Origin of the sequence: Nocardioides sp., assembly GCF_014360585.1 — a bacterium.
In the GTDB taxonomy this organism is placed as follows: Bacteria; Actinomycetota; Actinomycetes; order Propionibacteriales; family Nocardioidaceae; genus Nocardioides.
In genome coordinates, this window is sequence record NZ_JACIXG010000010.1 from 35,635 (window position 1) to 54,188 (window position 18,554).

At 69.7% G+C, this 18,554-nt stretch carries 16 protein-coding genes; 14 read left to right on the plus strand and 2 right to left on the minus strand.

All coding sequences use genetic code 11. From position 1 onward, the window contains the following. Positions 1–3 precede the first annotated feature (3 nt). From nusA to truB, 6 genes are all read left to right on the plus strand, one after another. Complete coding sequence (gene nusA, locus H5T77_RS05580; RefSeq protein ID WP_292646145.1) at positions 4–981, plus strand: transcription termination factor NusA; 978 nt, start codon at positions 4–6, stop codon at positions 979–981. Positions 982–1,008: 27 nt separating this feature from the next. Further along, positions 1,009–1,842, plus strand: a complete 834-nt coding sequence (locus H5T77_RS05585; RefSeq protein ID WP_292646148.1) for an alpha/beta fold hydrolase — start codon at positions 1,009–1,011, stop codon at positions 1,840–1,842. Between the two features lie 77 nt (positions 1,843–1,919). Further along, positions 1,920–2,282, plus strand: coding sequence for a YlxR family protein (locus H5T77_RS05590; RefSeq protein WP_292646151.1), 363 nt, complete (start codon positions 1,920–1,922; stop codon positions 2,280–2,282). Positions 2,283–2,375: 93 nt separating this feature from the next. Continuing rightward, on the plus strand, positions 2,376–5,333 hold the full coding sequence (gene infB, locus H5T77_RS05595) for a translation initiation factor IF-2 (protein ID WP_292646153.1): 2,958 nt from the start codon (positions 2,376–2,378) through the stop codon (positions 5,331–5,333). Between the two features lie 76 nt (positions 5,334–5,409). Continuing rightward, positions 5,410–5,880: a 30S ribosome-binding factor RbfA gene (gene rbfA, locus H5T77_RS05600; RefSeq protein WP_292646156.1), complete on the plus strand. Its 471-nt coding sequence runs from the start codon at positions 5,410–5,412 to the stop codon at positions 5,878–5,880. Beyond that, complete coding sequence (gene truB / locus H5T77_RS05605; RefSeq protein WP_292646158.1) at positions 5,877–6,749, plus strand: tRNA pseudouridine(55) synthase TruB; 873 nt, start codon at positions 5,877–5,879, stop codon at positions 6,747–6,749. The genes rbfA and truB overlap by 4 nt, the downstream gene beginning before the upstream one ends. 140 nt (positions 6,750–6,889) lie before the next feature. Here the strand turns inward: truB and H5T77_RS05610 are convergent, their stop codons facing one another. Next, entirely contained in the window at positions 6,890–9,277 is a 2,388-nt protein-coding gene (locus H5T77_RS05610) for a penicillin acylase family protein (RefSeq protein ID WP_292646161.1), read from the minus strand. A gap of 122 nt (positions 9,278–9,399) precedes the next feature. Here H5T77_RS05610 and H5T77_RS05615 point away from each other — a divergent pair, with 122 nt between their 5' ends. The 7 genes from H5T77_RS05615 to H5T77_RS05645 all read left to right on the plus strand — a co-directional run bounded on the left by H5T77_RS05615 (position 9,400) and on the right by H5T77_RS05645 (position 17,053). Then, positions 9,400–10,335, plus strand: coding sequence for a bifunctional riboflavin kinase/FAD synthetase (locus H5T77_RS05615; protein ID WP_292646165.1), 936 nt, complete (start codon positions 9,400–9,402; stop codon positions 10,333–10,335). Between the two features lie 48 nt (positions 10,336–10,383). Further along, a complete protein-coding gene (locus H5T77_RS05620; RefSeq protein ID WP_292646167.1) occupies positions 10,384–11,220 on the plus strand; it encodes a hypothetical protein in 837 nt (278 codons plus the stop codon). A 76-nt stretch (positions 11,221–11,296) separates the two neighbouring features. Further along, complete coding sequence (locus H5T77_RS05625; protein ID WP_292646170.1) at positions 11,297–11,905, plus strand: hypothetical protein; 609 nt, start codon at positions 11,297–11,299, stop codon at positions 11,903–11,905. Between the two features lie 300 nt (positions 11,906–12,205). Continuing rightward, entirely contained in the window at positions 12,206–12,481 is a 276-nt protein-coding gene (rpsO, locus tag H5T77_RS05630) for a 30S ribosomal protein S15 (protein WP_292646172.1), read from the plus strand. Positions 12,482–12,633: 152 nt separating this feature from the next. Then, complete coding sequence (locus H5T77_RS05635) at positions 12,634–13,221, plus strand: hypothetical protein (protein WP_292646175.1); 588 nt, start codon at positions 12,634–12,636, stop codon at positions 13,219–13,221. 203 nt (positions 13,222–13,424) lie between these two features. Continuing rightward, positions 13,425–15,686: a polyribonucleotide nucleotidyltransferase gene (locus tag H5T77_RS05640; RefSeq protein WP_292646177.1), complete on the plus strand. Its 2,262-nt coding sequence runs from the start codon at positions 13,425–13,427 to the stop codon at positions 15,684–15,686. Then, complete coding sequence (locus H5T77_RS05645) at positions 15,683–17,053, plus strand: M16 family metallopeptidase (RefSeq protein ID WP_472850335.1); 1,371 nt, start codon at positions 15,683–15,685, stop codon at positions 17,051–17,053. Before H5T77_RS05640 ends, H5T77_RS05645 begins: the two co-directional genes overlap by 4 nt. 86 nt (positions 17,054–17,139) lie before the next feature. Here the strand turns inward: H5T77_RS05645 and H5T77_RS05650 are convergent, their stop codons facing one another. Beyond that, positions 17,140–17,607: a class I SAM-dependent methyltransferase gene (locus H5T77_RS05650; RefSeq protein WP_292646181.1), complete on the minus strand. Its 468-nt coding sequence runs from the start codon at positions 17,605–17,607 to the stop codon at positions 17,140–17,142. A gap of 193 nt (positions 17,608–17,800) precedes the next feature. Between H5T77_RS05650 and dapB the strand changes: the two genes are divergently transcribed. Next, the gene (dapB, locus tag H5T77_RS05655; protein WP_292646184.1) at positions 17,801–18,547 is read left to right on the plus strand and encodes a 4-hydroxy-tetrahydrodipicolinate reductase; all 747 of its coding nucleotides are present in this window, start codon (positions 17,801–17,803) and stop codon (positions 18,545–18,547) included. Positions 18,548–18,554: the final 7 nt, after the last annotated feature.

Consider the following 18,554-nt stretch of genomic DNA (forward strand, 5'->3'; position numbering starts at 1 on the left):
GCCATGGACATCGATATGAGCATCCTGCGGATGCTGGAGCGGGAGCGGGAGATCTCGCTCGATGTGCTCGTCGAGGCGATCGAACAGGGCCTGCTGACGGCCTACCACAAGAACGGTGACTCCCAGAGGAAGGCGCGGGTCGACCTGGACCGCAAGACCGGCCACGTACGCGTGCTGGCTGCCGAGGTCGACGACGAGGGCAACGTCGTCGGGGAGTACGACGACACGCCCGAGGGCTTCGGCCGCATCGCCGCCACCACCGCCAAGCAGATCGTGCTGCAGCGGCTGCGCGACGCCGAGGACGACGTGAAGTTCGGCGAGTTCTCCGGCAAGGAGGGCGACATCCTCTCCGGCGTCATCCAGCAGGGCCGCAACCCCGACGACGTGCTCGTCGACCTGGGCCGGCTCGAGGGCGTCATCCCGATCTCGGAGCGTGTGCCTGGTGAGGACTACAGCCACGGCACCCGGATCAAGGCGCTCGTGGTGAGCGTGCGCAAGGGTATGCGTGGCCCGCAGATCACGCTCTCGCGCTCCCACCCGAACCTGGTCAAGAAACTCTTCTCCTTCGAGGTCCCCGAGATCGCCGACGGCACCGTCGAGATCGCCGCGATCGCCCGCGAGGCCGGCCACCGCACCAAGATCGCGGTCATGTCGACCGTCGCCGGCGTCAACGCCAAGGGCGCCTGCATCGGCCCGATGGGCCAGCGGGTCCGGCAGGTCATGTCCGAGCTGCAGGGCGAGAAGATCGACATCGTCGACTGGTCCGAGGACCCGAAGGTGCTCGTCGCATCCGCGCTCTCTCCGGCTCGGGTCTCCTCGGTCCAGATCATCGACGAGGCGACCAAGTCGGCCCGTGTCGTAGTGCCCGACTACCAGCTCTCGCTGGCCATCGGCAAGGAGGGGCAGAACGCCCGTCTCGCCGCTCGTCTCACCGGCTGGCGCATCGACATCCGCTCCGACGAGGAGACCCCGGTCGCCTGAGCCTCGCGGCTCGTTAGCCTGTGCGGCATGCCGAACGTGCGTGAGACAGCTCTGACCGGGTCCGCCGGCATCCTGGTGGAGCCGGAAGGCGCCACCACCGGGGTCCTCGTCCTGTCCGGGTCCTCGGGGCGGGTCGAGACCGATCGGTGCCGACTGCTCGCCTCGCACGGGGTGGCAGCCGCGTCGATCCGCTACTTCGGCGGCCCCGGACAGCCGGGCGAGGCCCGCCTGATGCCGCTGGAGACGTTCGACGACATCCTCGCCGAGCTCCACTCGCGCTACCAGCGGCTGGTGGTGCTGGGCACGTCCTGGGGCGCCCAGGCGGCACTGCTGCTCGGCACGCTGCATCCCGAGATCGACGCGGTGGTCGGGATCTCCCCGACGTACGTCTCCTGGGCCGGCCTCAGCGACGAGCGGCCACAGCGCTCCTCATGGATGCTGCGCGGCGAGCAGGTGCCGTTCGTGCCCTTCGACGACGAGGCGGGCGACGAAGCCGTGAAGGAGGCCGGTGGGGAGCTCCCGTCGTTCTGTGAGGCCTACCTCTCGGCCCTGGAGAAGTACGCCGACCGGGTGCCCGCCGCGACCATCCCGGTCGAGCGCATCGCCGGTGAGGTCGTCCTGGTCGCCGGGGGCGACGACGCGCTGTGGCCGTCGGTCCTCTTCGCGGAGGCGGTCCGGCGCCGGCGTACGGCCCACGACCTGGAGACGATCGTGGTCACTCATCCGGATGCCGGTCACCGGGTCGTGCTGCCGGGCGAGCCCGTGCTCCAGCGCAGCCGGCGGCTCGACTGGGGTGGTTCGGAGGAGGCCGACCGCGAGCTCGGCCTGCTGGCCTGGCCGGAGATCGCCGCCGTCCTGTGACGTCGGGTCACGGAATAGGAACGACCTGTGCCCCGGTTTAGTCTCCCGAACCCCGGAAGCGGTAGTGTTGAGTATCGGTGGCACGCCTCGAAGAAACTACGCAGAACGGACCCGTCCGTACGTGCGTTGGTTGCCGGAAGCGAGCCGCCAAGCGCGAGTTGTTGCGGGTGACCGCCGGCTCGGGCCACGACGGCCAGCCGGCCGTGGTGCCCGATCCGACAGCCACCGCACCTGGGCGAGGGGCGCATCTGCATCCCACGCGTGAGTGCTACGAACTCGCGGTGCGCCGGAAGGCGTTCACCCGGGCCCTGTTCCCGAAAGGCAGGGGGGCCAAGGGCGGGCTTTCCAGCGCACCGGTGGAGGACTACCTCGACAAGCGCCCGACATCCACGACCGTCGCCGACGGTCAACTGACCAGGAACTGGAGCAAAAGCTCATGAGCACTCGATGAGTACTTCGCGATGAGCGTGTTCTACAACCATTAGTGGTCACAGTTTCACCCGGATCTCGGGTCTGTGGCCAGAAGGAGAAACGTGGCTAAGACCCGAGTCCACGAACTCGCCAAAGAGTTCGGAGTCGAGAGCAAGTTCGTTCTCGAGAAGTTCAAGGAGATGGGCGAGTTCGTCAAGTCGGCGAGCTCGACCGTCGAGCTGCCTGCGGAGATGCGTTTCCGCAAGGAGATCGGCCCCGGCCTGAAGTCCGGCGGCAACGGTGGATCCTCGTCCACGGACGAGAAGACCGCCCCCAAGCCCGGTCCCAAGCCGGCCGCCCCCAAGCCTGCTGCCCCGAAGAAGGCCGCGGACAAGGCGCCCGAGAAGCCCGCCGAGAAGCCTGCCGAGAAGCCTGCTGAGGCGCCTGCGGCGTCCAAGCCGGCCGGCCCCAGGCCCGGCCCGAAGCCCCCGGCCAAGAAGGCCGAGGCTCCGCCGGCAGCCCCCGCGGAGTCGGCTCCGGCCGCTCCCAAGACCAGCCCGAGCGAACCGGCAGGCACCGACCGAGGCGAGCGACGCCCGGCCGCGCCCAAGCCTGGTGCGCCCAAGCCTGGTGCGCCGAAGCCCGGTGCTCGTCCGCAGACCCCCGCGGCTCGCGGCGGCTCTGGTGGTGCCGGTCGTCCCGGACCCCGTCCGGTCGGCAAGCCCGGCGCTCCGCGCCCGGGCAACAACCCGTTCTCCTCCAACCAGGGCATGGGGCGTCCGCGTCCCGGCGGCCAGGGTGGAGGCCAGGGCGGTCAGGGCGGAGGCCAGGGCGGTGCCCCGGCCGGTGGCGACCAGCGTCCGCCGCGTCCTGCTGCTGCCCGTGAGGGTGGCCAGGGTGGTGGCGGCCGTCCCGGTATGCCGCGTCCCAACCCGGCGATGATGCCGAAGTCCCCGGCCGCGTTCGGTGCCCGTCCTGGTGGCGGTCCCGGCGGCGGTGGCGGCGGCCGTGCCGGTGCTCCGGGTCGTCCCGGCGGCGGTGGCCGTCCGGGTGCCGGTGGTCGTCCCGGTGGCGGCGGCGGTGCTCCGGGTCGTCCCGGTGGCGGCGGCTTCGGCGGTCGTCCGGGTGCCGGTCGTCCCGGCGGTCGCGGAACGACCCAGGGTGCCTTCGGTCGCCCGGGTGGTCCCTCGCGTCGTGGCCGGAAGTCGAAGCGGGCGCGTCGTCAGGAGTTCGAGGCCATGGAGGCCCCGACGATCGGTGGCATCCGCGTCCGCAAGGGCAACGGCGAGACCGTGCGTCTCGCCCGTGGTTCCTCGCTGACCGACTTCGCCGAGAAGATCGGTGTCGACCCGGCCCAGCTGGTGCAGATGCTGTTCGGCCTCGGGGAGATGGTCACCGCGACCGAGTCCGTCAACGACGAGACCCTCGAGCTGCTCGGTGAGGAGCTCAACTACATCGTCTCGGTCGTCTCCCCCGAGGACGAGGACCGAGAGCTGCTGGAGTCCTTCGACATCGAGCTCGGCGACGAGGGCGACGCGTCCGACTGGACGGTCCGTCCGCCGGTCGTGACCGTCATGGGTCACGTCGACCACGGTAAGACCAAGCTGCTCGACGCCATCCGTGACGCCAACGTCATCGAGGGCGAGGCCGGTGGCATCACCCAGCACATCGGTGCCTACCAGGTTGCGACCGAGGTCGACGGCCAAGAGCGCAGGATCACCTTCATCGACACCCCGGGCCACGAGGCGTTCACCGCCATGCGTGCTCGTGGTTCGCAGTCCTCGGACCTCGCGGTCCTCGTGGTCGCGGCCGATGACGGCGTGATGCCGCAGACGATCGAGGCGCTCAACCACGCCAAGGCGGCCGGCGTCCCGATCGTGGTCGCGATCAACAAGATCGACAAGCCGGAGGCGGACCCGACCAAGATCCGTGGCCAGCTGACCGAATACGGCGTCATCCCCGAGGAGTACGGCGGCGACACCATGTTCGTCGAGATCTCGGCGAAGTCCCGGATCAACATCGAGGGCCTCCTCGAGGCGGTCGTGCTGACCGCCGACGCCTCGCTCGACCTGCAGGCCAACGCCAGCCAGGACGCTCAGGGCATCGTCATCGAGGCTCACCTCGACCGTGGCCGCGGCCCCGTCGCGACCATCCTGGTCCAGCGCGGCACGCTGCGTGTGGGTGAGTCCATCGTCGCCGGCCCGGCCCATGGCCGTGTCCGCGCGATGATCGACGAGTACGGCCACGAGATCACCGAGGCGACCCCGTCGCGTCCGGCGATGGTCCTGGGTCTCTCGGCGGTGCCGGGTGCGGGCCAGAGCTTCCTGGTCGTCGAGGACGACCGGATGGCTCGCCAGATCGCCGAGAAGCGCGAGGCACGCGAGCGTGCCGCGCAGCAGGCCAAGCGCCGCGTACGCCGCACGCTGGAGGACTTCATGGCCTCCATGGAGAAGGGCGAGAGCCAAGAGCTCAACCTCATCCTCAAGGGCGACGTGTCCGGTTCGGTCGAGGCGCTCGAGGACGCACTGGCCAAGATCGATGTGGGTGGCGACGAGGTCTCCATCCGGGTCATCGACCGCGGTGTCGGTGCGATCACCGAGACCAACGTCGACCTGGCTGCTGCCTCCGACGCGATCATCATCGGCTTCAACGTCCGCCCGCAGGGCAAGGCGACGGAGCTGGCTGACCGCGAGGGTGTCGAGATCCGCTACTACTCGGTCATCTACCAGGCGATCGAGGAGATCGAGGCGGCCCTCAAGGGCATGCTCAAGCCGGAGTACGAGGAGAAGAGCCTCGGCAAGGCGGAGATCCGCGCGATCTTCCGCTCGTCGAAGGCCGGAAACATCGCCGGCTGTATGGTCACCGAGGGCCTCATCCGCCGCAACGCCAAGGTTCGCGTTCTGCGCGACGGCGCCGTGGTGGCTGACAACCTCGACCTCGCCTCGCTGCGCCGCGAGAAGGACGACGCCTCCGAGGTCCGCGAGGGCTTCGAGTGCGGTCTGGTCCTGAAGAACTTCCAGGACATCAAGGAAGGCGACTTCATCGAAGCCTTCGAGATGGTGGAGATTCCGAGGGGCTGAACGAGCCTCTGACGTTGGCCGGGTCGCAGTCGCGGCCCGGCCAACGTCTCGATTTGCTTCGATTATTTGAGAGAGTGTGAACATGAGTAGCCCACGGGTGCGTCGGATCGCTGACCGGATCAAGGTCGTTGTCGCTCAGATGCTGGAGCGGCGGATCAAAGATCCGCGGATCGGCTTCGTCACCATCACCGATGTCCGGGTGACCGGTGACAGTCAGAACGCGACGATCTTCTACACGGTGCTGGGAGCGGACTCGGAGGCCGAGCTCGCCGGCACGGCGGCCGCGCTGGAGTCGGCCAAGGGGCTGATCCGCTCCGAGGTCGCCAAGCAGCTCGGCACGCGCACCGCCCCGACGCTGGAGTTCATCCACGACGCGCTGCCGGAGACGGCTCGCCACCTCGACGACGTGCTCGCCCGCGCCAAGGCGCAGGACGACGCGGTCGCCGCCGCTCGTGTGGAGTCCTACGCCGGCGAGCCGGATCCCTACAAGAAGCCGCGTGAGGCCGAAGACGAGTGGGAAGAGGACGACGAGGACGACGAGGAGTGAGTGCTCCTTCTGGTCTCGTCATCGTCGACAAGCCCGCCGGGGTCACCTCCCACGACGTCGTCGCGCGCGTGCGTCGTCTGGCCGGCACCCGCAAGGTCGGGCATGCCGGCACCCTGGACCCGATGGCCACCGGCGTGCTCGTCCTCGGGGTCGAGCGTGCCACCCGGCTGCTCGGTCACCTGATGCTGACCGAGAAGGCCTACGACGCGACGGTCCGGCTCGGGGTCTCGACGACCACCGATGACGCCGAGGGGGAGGTCGTCGCGGAGAAGGTCGCCAGCGGGCTGGCCACCGAGGACGTACGCAGCTCCTTCGCCACCCAGGTCGGCGACATCCTCCAGGTCCCGACCGCGGTCTCGGCGATCAAGGTCGACGGCAAGCGCGCCTACCAGCGCGTACGCGACGGTGAGCAGGTCGAGCTGAAGGCCCGGCCGGTCACGGTGCACGAGCTGACCGTGGGGGACGTCCGGGTCGAGGGCGACGTGGTCGACGTCGACATCTCGGTGCGCTGCTCGAGCGGCACCTACATCCGCGCGATCGCCCGCGACGTCGGCGAGGCGCTCGGGGTCGGTGGACACCTGACGGCGCTGCGCCGCACCGCCGTGGGGCCCTACGACCTCGACGTCGCCAGGACGCTCGACGAGCTCGGCAACGAGTTCGCCGTGCTCCCGTTGGCCGAGGCCGCTCGCGCTGCGTTCCCGGCGTACGACCTCTCCGAGGCTCAGTCGCAGGACGTCCGCTACGGGCGCAAGCTCGGGCTCGCGCTCGACGGGATCACCGCTGTCTTCGCCCCCGACGGCGAGTTCCTCGCGCTCTATGAGCCGGTCGGGCCCGAGCTCGCCAAGGCGAGCGCCGTCTTCGTCGGCTGACTGCTCGCGCAGACGACTGTGTTGGTCTCGACACGCTCGGCCGTAGCCGGCCTCCCGGCTCGACCAACGGGCGTTGGTTGAGCCGCCGGAGCCGCTAGGCGGAGGCGTGTCGAAACCAACACAGCTCCGTCTGCGTGGGCTCAAGACCTGAGGCGCACGGTCTCGACCAGGTCTGCCTTGATCTCCTCGTCGGTCCACGGGAAGTCGACCCACTTCTCCTCGGAGAAGAGGCGGGTCTGGTCGCTGGACCACGGGGAGGCGGGGTCCTCGTACTGGCCGTAGGTCAGGATCGTGCGCGGCTCGACGCCGTCCGGGCCGAATGAGACGGCCTGGATGTGCGAGGAGCCGTAGGTGATCGGCCGCGCGTAGCCGGTGTTCTGCACCGGGCTGCGGGAGGCGAGCGCGTTGGCGTTGCCGGCGAGGTTGCCCACGCCGCCGCCGAGGGGCAGCGGGGGAGCGCCGCGGTCGGCGGCGACCTGGTAGGCGCCCCATGGCGAGTCGATCGGCAGGCCGGTCGCCCTCACGGCCGCGATTGCGTCCTTCATCGCCTTGATCGTGCTCGGTGTCGTGCGCAGCCCGCGCGGTGTGTCGAGCGGGTCGTCGGCGTCGAACGGCACCCGCCAGAGCTGGAGCCCGGTGGGGGCCCGCTCGACGAACTCGGTGAAGATCGCGGTGCCGACCGAGGTCGCGTCCGACCGTCCGTCCCATCCGGCCAGGACGGCGCAGGCCTGCTTCTCGCCGGTCAGCTGGCAGACCCGGTCGAGCGCGCCGTCGGCCTTCATGACCTCCGCCGTCCGCTGCCGGTTGTCGTACTCATGGTCGGCCAGCGAGGCGGGCGTCTCGACGCCGTGAGCGGCGAGCTGGTCGATGACGTAGCGGGCCACCATCTGCGTACGCATCGTCCGCTCGCAACGCTCGCAGCCGAGGATCGCGGGGTAGCCCTCCAGCGGGGCCTCCGGGTTGGGCAGCCAGTGGGAGTCGTTGGCGTTCATCACCCAGTCGCGGCGTACGACGTCGGGGAGGTGCTCGTCGCCGAGGATCCCGGGGCGCTGGGCGTCGGAGTCGGCTCCCCAGGCGCAGGAGGACCCGGCGCGGTTGCCGTCGAGACCGGGCAGGCCGGCGACGACGTCGAGCAGCCGGCCGACGACCGTCATACAGCGTGCGGCGAGCCTGTCGGTGACGTGTGGGACGACCGAGTGGTCGGCGTAGAGGGCGTCACCGTGGCGGTCGGCCGCGATCGTGTTGACCCATGGCATCCCGCCGCCGGCGTCCTGGCGCTCCAGCAGGTCCCCGACCGAGGAGGCGGAGCCCATGCCGAGGAAGGTGTCGATGGTGCGCAGGTGCTCGGCGTTGGCGTCCCGGATCGCCCAGAAGCTCTGCGGCCCCCAGGCCATCAGCTGCGCGGGCGAGTCGATGACGTAGCCCTCGGGCGTGCGGTAGAGATCCTCGGTGACCGTGGTCGTGCCCGAGGCGGTCTTGACCTCGACCTCGACCTCCCGCCGCTCGGCCCGCTTGACCCCGTCCGGGGTGAGGTAGCGGGTGCCCGGCCCGAGGGTGGTGTACTCGTACGGCGTGAACCGGTAGGCCGTCGAGACCGTGTGGCTCCAGGCGACGTCGTCGTTCCAGCCGATGTTCACCGCCGGCGAGCCGATCAGGGAGGCGCCGGCGACGTCGTACTCGCCGGGGATCGTCAGATGCTGCTGGGTGAACCGATAGCGGCCCTGCCACGGGAAGTGGGGGTTGCCGAGCAGCATCCCGGCGCCGGTCGAGCTGGCATCGCCGCCGATCGCGGTCGCGTTCGAACCGAAGGCGCGCTCGGGGTCGCGGCCGAACGAGGCCAGCAGCGCCTCCTTGTCCACCTTCGCGGCCGCAGCCGGCACCTCGGCCGCGGTGGTGGGCAGCGACGGCAGGCCCAGGGCACCGGGCAGGTCGGGCAGGCCCGGGTCGGTCGGCGACAGGGGAGAGGCGGCGTTCATCTCGCCGACGAACTGCCCGGCCGAGGCGATCAGGTTGGCGAGATAGACGCCGTACCAGACGTCGATCTCGGTGACGTCTGCCCTGATGTAGGGAGCGTCCGCGCAGGCCGGATCGGTCACCTCGTGCGTACGCAGCCACTCGTTCACCCCGGCGGCGTATCCCCGCACCATCTGCTTCGCACGCGTCGACGGTCCAGCCGGGGAGTCGAGGAGCCGCTCGACCACCTGCCGGCTGTGGAGGTCGCCCACAAGCACGTCGGAGTCGAGGTTGGTGGTCGGCTTGGAGACGCCGTCGTCATAGATCTTGTCCGCGCCGAGCCAGCGGGAGCGTTCGCCGCGGGCGCTGAGCAGGATGTCGGCCAGCGTGCAGGTGGCCTCACCGGCGGTCGCCCAGCCGCTGCCGTAGCCCAGGGAGCCCCAGTCGCGGGCGGTGATGTGTGGGATCCCGTGCTCGGTGATCCGCACCTTCGCGTCGTACGCGGGCTTCGGCTCGGCGGCCTCCGCAGGAGCGCTGAGCGCGCCCGCGAGCAGGACCAGCGGAGCGAGGGACATGGTGGCTCTGCGTACGAGGCTCTCCATGCCTCGACCAACGAGAATGGGTAGAACAGGTTACTGTTTGGTTGCCAGGTGGCCCGGATCCCGGGAAGGGGACCGAGGATGGATATTCTGGCGACGTGTTCTGGAGAAGTCTGAGCGAGGTGCCCGCCGACCTCGGCCGCACCTGTGTCGTGGTCGGGAACTTCGACGGCGTCCACCTCGGGCACCAGCATGTGCTGCGCAGGGGGCGCGAGGTGGCGGACGCCAAGGAGCTCACCCTGGTGGCGGTGACCTTCGACCCGCACCCGATGGCGGTGCTGCGGCCCGAGCACGCCCCCGGTGTGCTCACCACGATGGAGGTCCGCGCCGAGCTGCTGCTCGCTGCCGGCGCCGACGCCGTGCTCGCGCTGCCGTTCGACATGGAGATGGCCAACTGGTCACCCGAGGACTTCGCCCAGCGGGTCCTCGTCGACGCGCTGCACGCCGAGGCGTGCGTGGTCGGCGCCAACTTCCGCTACGGCTGCAAGGCCGCCGGCGACGTGGCCGACCTGATCGCCTTCGGGAAGGTCCACGACTTCTCCGCCGAGGGGATCCCGCTCGACGGCGGCCCCCAGGTCTGGTCCTCGACCTACATCCGGACGTGTCTGGCGGCCGGCGACGTCACCGGTGCCGCCGAGGCCCTGGGCCGCCCCTACTCCGTGCGCGGGATCGTCGTCAAGGGCGACCAGCGCGGCCGGGAGCTGGGCTTCCCGACGGCGAACGTGCCCACCGACTCGCTGACCGCGGTGCCGCCCGACGGCATCTACGCGGGCTGGCTGACCCGGCGCGACACCGGCGAGCGATTCCCGGCGGCGATCTCGGTCGGCACCAACCCCACCTTCGAGGGCGTGGTCGGGCGCCGCGTCGAGTCCTACGTGCTCGACCGTGACGACCTCGAGCTCTACGGCGTCGAGGTCGAGGTCGCCTTCGTGGAGCGGCTGCGCGGCATGGTCGCCTTCGAGGGGATCGACGCGCTCGTGGAGCAGATGCACGCAGACGTGGTGCGGGCGCGCGAGATCCTGGTCGATCTCTAACCCCGGCGCCCTATCCAGCGGGGTGCCGGTGCGGTTGAATGTCTCGCCATGGATCCCCACTCCACCCCCACGTCCGCCTACGAGACCGAGGTCGAGGCCGAGCGAGCCCGCGGCGGCATCCCGGCCGTCCTCAACGCGGTCCTGGTCACCGCCGGGCTCTGGACCCTCCAGTTCTTCTCCGGCTCGGCGCCGCTGTCCACCTGGGCCGACGAGAACGGCACCAACTCGGCCGGCTGGCTGCCTGCGCTGCTGGGGGACCGGCTCACCTACTTCGGCAACGGCTCCTTCGCCGGCCTCCTCGCCGGCGACGCCCTGGTGCACTCCGTCGTCCTCACCGTGACCGTCTTCGCGCTGACCTGGCTGCTGACCTGGCTCGGCACCATCGGCATCTGGCCGCGGGCGTTCTGGCCGGTGTTCCTCGGCTGCTGGTTCGCCGCGATCGTCGCCACGGCCGTCGGCCAGGTCGCCGAGAGCCTCTACGCCTACCTCTCCGACGGCCGCTCCGGCTGGCTGGTGGCGACGCTGGGTGACGTGCTCGAGTCGGGCGCAGCGTACGGGCTGACCTATGGGTGGGCGACCGGGTTCCTGATCGCGCTGATCTGGCTCGCGGTGCCGGGAAAGCGCCCCGAGGTGGAGGAGTACGCGCCGATGTCGGCGCTCATCCCGGGCGGTTCCGGGGGTGCGCCCGGCGGGTACGGTCAGCAGCTGCGCTCCAGCGTCGCCGTACCGACCGCCCAGACGAGCCGGGTGTCCGCCTCGCCGTCCGGGCGACCCGTCCAGCCCGTCCAGGTCCGCACCTTCACCGGGCCCGCTCGTGCCTCCGGGCCGGCCGGCGACACGGCCGCCTGGAAGGACTTCGTACGGGACGTGCGCGGTCGGTCGTGACCGGCCGGTCCTGCTGCTCATCGTCGCGCGCGTCGTGCTCCTCGGTCTGAACGCGCTCGCTGTGTTCGTGCTCTTCATGAGTTGGATGAACGGGGGTGGCGGCGGCGCCGCGTACGACCGCGGCTGGCAGGACTGCTACAACGAGGTGGTCGGGACGAGCGGTGATGGCGGACCGGTCGATGAGCAGGCCGGCATCTACGCGGGCGGCAGGACGGTCACCAACATCTACCCGTACGACACCTCGGGCAAGCCGCTGACCGGGTTGCAGCTCTTCGACCAGGACGGGAAGCCGATCGACGTGGCCGCTCGGCCCGACTGCACCTCGACTGTCGCCGACCCGCTCCCGCCGACTGTGGCAGACGAGGACGGGATCATCTCCGAGATGTGCCTGGACGAGCGTACGGGGGAGCCGGTGCAGCCGCGGATCTTCTACCCGTGGTCCAACGGTGCCGCGCAGTTCTACAACGTCTTCCCGCTGCCCAGCCGGGCCCAGCCGGACACCGCGCTCGACCCGAACGCGTTCGCGAACGGTGGCACGGACGCACCGAAGATCCAGGAGCCGCCCCTGGCGACGGTGCCGAAGGTCTCGCTCCCCGGGATCGCGGCGAGCTCGCCCAGCGCCTCGCCGAGCGTCTCGCCGACGGACTCGCCGAGTGCGTCACCGAGCGCTCCTGAGACGCCGTGAGCTGACCGATGCAACCGGATCCGGCTCCACAGCGTCTTACCCGATGACGAGAGAGTCGAGGGGGAGAGCGATGAAGTACTGGTGGAGGTTGCGTCGGCGGGTGGCACGGCTCGTGCTCGTGGCCTGATCCGGCGACGATTCGGGGGTATGCCGGCGCGCTGTTAATCTTCTCGGGTTGTCGGTCCATGGGGATCGGCAGCTCAAGCCGTGAAATCGGCCGCGGATCAAGAGTGCCCCGGTGAACAGGCCCGGGCGCGCCGCGCAACGAGTTAGGCCCACGGGCCGGAAGGGAGCCTTCGCATGGCAGTTGGAACTGACGCGGAGACCAAGAAGAAGATCATCGCCGAGTACGCCACGGTCGAGGGTGACACCGGCTCGCCGGAGGTGCAGATCGCGCTGCTGTCGCACCGCATCTCCCACCTGACCGACCACCTCAAGGAGCACAAGCACGACCACCACAGCCGTCGTGGTCTGCTGCTGCTCGTCGGCCAGCGCCGCCGCCTTCTCAACTACCTTCAGAAGAAGGACATCGAGCGCTACCGCTCGATCATCGAGAAGCTCGGCCTTCGTCGCTGATAGGTTCTCAACGCGTACGCGACGGGCCGTCTCCCACTTGGGAGGCGGCCCGTTCGCCGTCTGTCGCCGCGTGGCGTGATCCACACCCGCGACCTTCGGCTGTGGCCACAGGTGCGCTGGTGCGGTCTCGGGGTGCGGTCCTACAGTGAGATATGAGCATCTCGGGGGCAGTGAGTCGGGGCAGGCGCGATCCCGGCATCGTCGCAGGGGTCGTGCTGGCTGGGCTGATGTGGCTGTTGACGCTGCTCGCCGTCGTGCCGGCGGTGGACGCGTGGGTGGTGCGCGCGTCTCGCACCGTGCCGTATCTGCCGAGCCATGCGATCGGCTATTTCGGGACGTTGACCTACGCCGATCTGTGGGTCGTCATCTCGCTGGTGCTGAAGACGGGAGTGCTCTTCTCGGTCACCTCGGCGCTCGTGCGGGTGGCCGTCCGAGGGGTGCCACGGAGTGGCGGTGCCGCCGTGTTCCTCAGTGCCTGGATGGCCGCCCTGGTGGGATGTGTCGCCGGGGCGGTGGCGGGCGCGCTGCTGTGGAGCGTGGACCCTTCGATCACCGGTGCGGCCCATCCCGCGGCCTTCGTCGACGCGGCGACGTACGGACTGAGCGCCGGCGCCCTCTGGGGCTGGATCCCGGCCCTGGCGGCGCGCGCAGTCTGGCGTGACGGGGTGGGATCCGGTCCGGGAGCGGGCGGCACGCGCGTGCCTCCGTTCCGCATTTCGGGCAAGGGACGGATAGGCTGAGGGAGGAGTGCTAGCGCCAGGCGCGCAGGCACTCCGAAAAACGAAACACATCACCAGGAGCGGCCCGCCCGTCCGGCTCGGTCCTCGGTAGTGATTCCCAGGTCCGTGGTGACCTGAGGGTCTCGATCGAAGACCGGCCCCGGTGCGCAACGAGCGCACATGCCCGGCGCGGGGGCGCTCCGAGACCTGACAAGGACGAATCCTTGACTGAACCAGTCATCACCGCCGTCGAGACGACCATCGACAACGGCAAGTTCGGCACCCGCACCGTCAAGTTCGAGACCGGGCTTCTCGCTCGGCAGGCCGCGGGTTCCGTGACCGCCTACCTCGATGACGAGACGATGCTGCTGTCTGCGACCACCGCCTCCAAGCACCCGAAGGAGCACCTCGACTTCTTCCCGCTGACGGTCGACGTCGAGGAGCGGATGTACGCCGCGGGCAAGATCCCCGGCTCCTTCTTCCGTTCCGAGGGTCGCCCGGGCGAGGACGCCATCCTCACCTGCCGTCTGATCGACCGCCCGCTGCGCCCCACCTTCAAGAAGGGTCTGCGCAACGAGGTCCAGGTCGTCATCACCGTCATGGCGCTCGACCCCGACCACCCCTACGACGTGCTCGCGATCAACGCCGCGTCTATGTCCACGCAGCTCTCCGGCCTGCCGTTCTCCGGCCCGGTCGGCGGCGTTCGCGTCGCCCTGATCGAGGGCCAGTGGGTCGCCTTCCCGAGCCACAGCCAGCTCGAGAACGCCGTCTTCGACATGGTCGTCGCCGGCCGTGTCACCGACTCCGGCGACGTCGCCATCATGATGGTCGAGGCCGAGTCCACCGAGCAGACCTGGGACCTGGTCGCCTCCGGCGCCCAGGCGCCGACCGAGCCGATCGTGGCCGGCGGTCTGGACGCTGCCAAGCCGTTCATCAAGCAGCTTGTCGAGGCCCAGGCCGAGCTGGCCAAGCAGGCCGCCAAGCCGGTCCAGGACTTCCCGATCTTCCTGGACTACCAGGACGACGTCTACCAGGCCGTCGAGGCCACCGTTGGCGCCGACATCACCGACCTCTACACCGTCGGTGGCAAGCGCGAGCGCACGCTCGGCAAGCAGGAGCGCGACGAAGAGGCCGACCGGATCAAGGCTGCGCTGCTCGAGAAGCTCGGCGCGCAGTTCGAGGGCCGCGAGGGCGAGATCGGCGCTGCCTTCCGCGCCCTGACCAAGAAGGCCATCCGCGAGCAGGTCCTGCGCGACCAGGTCCGCATCGACGGTCGCGGCCTGGCCGACCTCCGTCCGCTGCACTCCGAGGTCGGCGTGATCCCGCGGGTCCACGGCTCGGCGCTCTTCGAGCGCGGCGAGACCCAGATCCTGGGTGTCACCACCCTCGACATGCTCAAGATGGAGCAGCAGCTCGACACGCTCTCCCCGGAGAAGCACCGCCGCTACATCCACAAGTACATCTTCCCGCCGTTCTCCACCGGCGAGACCGGCCGGGTCGGCTCGCCCAAGCGCCGCGAGGTCGGCCACGGTGCGCTCGCCCGCCGCGCGCTCCTGCCGGTGCTGCCGAGCCGCGAGGAGTTCCCCTACGCGATCCGTCAGCTCTCCGAGGCGATGGGGTCGAACGGCTCCACCTCGATGGGCTCGGTCTGCGCCTCGACGATGTCGCTGCTCAACGCCGGTGTGCCGCTGAAGGCCCCGGTCGCCGGTATCGCGATGGGTCTGATCTCCGGTGAGATCGAGGGCGAGACGAAGTACGTCGCGCTCACCGACATCCTCGGTGCCGAGGACGCCTTCGGCGACATGGACTTCAAGGTCGCCGGCACCGCGGAGTTCGTGACCGCGCTGCAGCTCGACACCAAGCTCGACGGCATCCCGGCCGAGGTCCTCGCCCAGGCCCTCAACCAGGCCAAGGACGCGCGTGCGGCCATCCTGGACGTCATGCACGAGGCCATCGGCGGCGTCGAGGAGCTGGCTGCGACCGCTCCGCGGATCATCACCGTCAAGGTACCCGTGGACAAGATCGGCGAGGTCATCGGCCCGAAGGGCAAGGTGATCAACCAGATCCAGGAGGACACCGGCGCCCAGATCTCCATCGAGGACGACGGCACGGTGCTCATCGGCGCGACCGACGGCAGCGCTGCCGAGGCCGCCCGTGCGGCGGTCAACGCGATCGCCAACCCGACCATGCCCGAGGTCGGCGAGCGCTACCTCGGCACGGTCGTGAAGACGACCAACTTCGGTGCCTTCGTCGCCCTGCTCCCGGGCAAGGACGGCCTGCTCCACATCACCAAGCTGCGCGCCCTCAACGGCGGCAAGCGGGTCGAGTCGGTCGAGGACGTCGTCGAGGTCGGCCAGAAGATCCAGGTCGAGATCGCCGAGATCGACGACCGCGGCAAGCTCTCGCTCGCCCCGGTGCTCGAGGAGGAGGCCTCCTCCGAGGAGGCTCCTGCGGAGACCGCCACCGAGGCTGCTGACGAGGAGTGACCTTGGCGTCACCCACCACCCCGGGGACCGGTCGACACGAAGGTGTCGGCCGGTCCTCCGGCTATGACCAGGAGCCCGGCACCACCGTCACGCTCGAGCAGACCGAGGTCAACGGCGCGGTGACGTCGTTGGTGCGCCGTACGGTCCACCTGTCCGGGCTGCGGATCGTGACCGAGCAGATGGCCGGGGTCCGCTCGGCGGCGATCGGCGTCTTCATCGGCGTCGGCTCCCGGGACGAGACCGCGCGTCAGCATGGCTGCTCCCACTTCCTCGAGCATCTGCTGTTCAAGGGCACCCCGTCGCGTACGGCATTGGAGATCTCCTCCTCGCTGGACCGTGTGGGCGGGGAGTTCAACGCCTACACGGCCAAGGAGTACACGTGCTTCCACGCGCGCGTGCTCGACGTCGACCTGCCGCTGGCGGTCGACGTCATGGGCGACATGCTGACCTCCTCGCTGGTCACGGAGGAGGACGTCGAGGCCGAGCGTGACGTCATCCTCGACGAGATCGCGATGCACGACGACGATCCCGACGATGTCATCCACAACCTCGTCGCGGCGCAGGCCTGGGGCGCCGAGACGCCGCTCGGTCGGGGCATCGCCGGCACGGAGGAGTCGATCGCCGCGTTGACCCGCGATGAGATCGAGGAGTTCTACAAGGCCCACTACGTGCCGCCCAGGATGGTCGTCGCGGTCGCCGGCAACGTCGAGCACGACGAGGTCGTGGCGATGGTGGAGAAGGCGTTCTCCGGCTCGGGCTTCCTAGGGGCCTCCGCCGCTCCGGTGCCTCCTCGCGAGGGGTCGCCGATCGACGTCGTCCCCGGCGAGACCAGAGCCGAGCGCCCGCTGGAGCAGGTCAACGTGATCCTGGCGCGCCAGGGTCTGCAGCGGGGAGATGACCGTCGGTTCGCCTTCGAGGTGGTCAACACCGCCGTCGGCGGCGCGACGTCCTCGCGGCTCTTCCAGGAGATCCGCGAGCACCGGGGTCTGGCCTACTCGGTCTACTCCTACGCCTACAGCCACGCAGAGACGGGGCTCTTCGGAGTCCAGGTCGGCTGCCTGCCGGCCAAGCTCGACGAGGTGCTCGAGGTCGTACGCTCCGAGCTGGCCGCCGTCGCTCGCGACGGCATCACCGCCGAGGAGCTCGAGCTCGGCAAGGGGCAGCTGCGTGGCGGCCTCGTGCTCGGCCTCGAGGACTCGGCCTCCCGGATGTCCCGCATCGGCCGTGCCGAGCTGGTCCATCGCGAGCTCTACTCGATCGACGAGGTCCTCACCCGGATCGACGAGGTCACCCTAGAGGAGTGCCGTGAGGTCGCGGCCGAGATCCTCAGCCGTCCCGAGATCCTCGCGGTCGTGGGACCGGCCTGACACCGAATCAGGCCGAGTCGGCTCGTCATAACGAGCCGACTCGGCGTGCAATTCGGTCAGAACGCGCCGACTCGGCGTGGTCTGGGTCAGCGCTTACCGATGATCCCGACGGCGGCCGGGACCTTGGAGTCGACGATGGAGACTCGGAAGCCGCCGTCGGCCAGGGCCTTGCTCGCCTTCTCGATGATCTCGGGGACCTGCTCGCGCTGGGTGGCCTCGTAGAAGAGGTTGACGGTGCCGCCGGGGAGCACGCGCTCGTGGAGCAGCGCGATCTCGGCGGATGCGTCCCGCACCCAGAACAGGTTGACGTTGAACGCGAAGACCTTCGTCAGCCGCTTGACCGGGACCCGCAGCGTTGCGAGGTCGATCTGGCGGACCGTGAGGCGTCCTGCCTCCAGATACTTCGCGCAGCGTCGCTTAGTACGATCGACGCCCGACTCCGAGCGATCGATCGCAAATAGTTTTCCGGTCTCCAGCCGGCTACAGATCAGCTCGGCACCAGCCCCCGGGCCACAGCCGATCTCAAGGACATGATCGTTCGGTTGAATGTCCATGAAATCAACGGCCCAACGGATCCGAGCAGGGATCGTCTGCACCACCATGGGGCCAAGACTGCCAGATCCACCTACGGTTCCGCTCACAGCCCTCGCCGGACAGTGTTCACCGGATAGTGGTAGATCGTTGCTGGAGCGTGAACTATGCGGTCGGTCGCTTCGTCCCGGGCCGCTTCGCATAAGGTTGGTCGCCATGATCAAGGTGGCTGTTCTCGGTGCAGGTGGCAAGCTCGGTTCGGCGGTCTGCGAGGCGGTCGAGTCCGCCGATGACCTGGAGCTGGTGGCGAGGATCGGGCGCGGCGACGAGCTCTCGACGATCACCGACGCCGGAGCCGAGGTGGCTGTCGACGTCACCACTCTCGAGGCGGTGATGGGCAACGCGGAGTTCTGCCTGTCCCACGGCGTGCACACCGTGATCGGCACCTCGGGCTTCGGTCCCGACCGCGTCGAGCAGCTCGAGGCCTGGCTGGCCGAGGCTCCGGCGGTCGGCGCGATGGTCGTCCCCAACTTCTCGGTCGGCGCTGTGCTGATGATGCGTTTCGCCGAGCTCGCGGCCGCCCATTTCCCGTCCGTGGAGATCGTCGAGACCCACCACGAGCGGAAGGCCGACGCTCCTTCGGGTACGGCCCGCAGGACCGCTGAGCTCGTCGCTGCCGCGCGTCGGGAGGCCGGAGTGGCCCCGGCGCCGGACGCGACCACGTCGGCCCTCCAGGGGGCCCGCGGCGCCGCTGTGGAGGGCATCCCGGTCCATTCGCTGCGGATGTCCGGCTCGGTAGCCCACCAGGAGGTCGTCCTCGGCGGTGTCGGCGAGCTCCTGACCATCCGCCACGACTCGCTCTCGCACGCCTCCTTCGCTCACGGCGTGCTCGCCGCGATCCGCGGCATCGGCTCGCGGCCTGGGCTCACGATCGGCCTGGAGGACGTCCTGGGGATCGGCTGAGGACTCC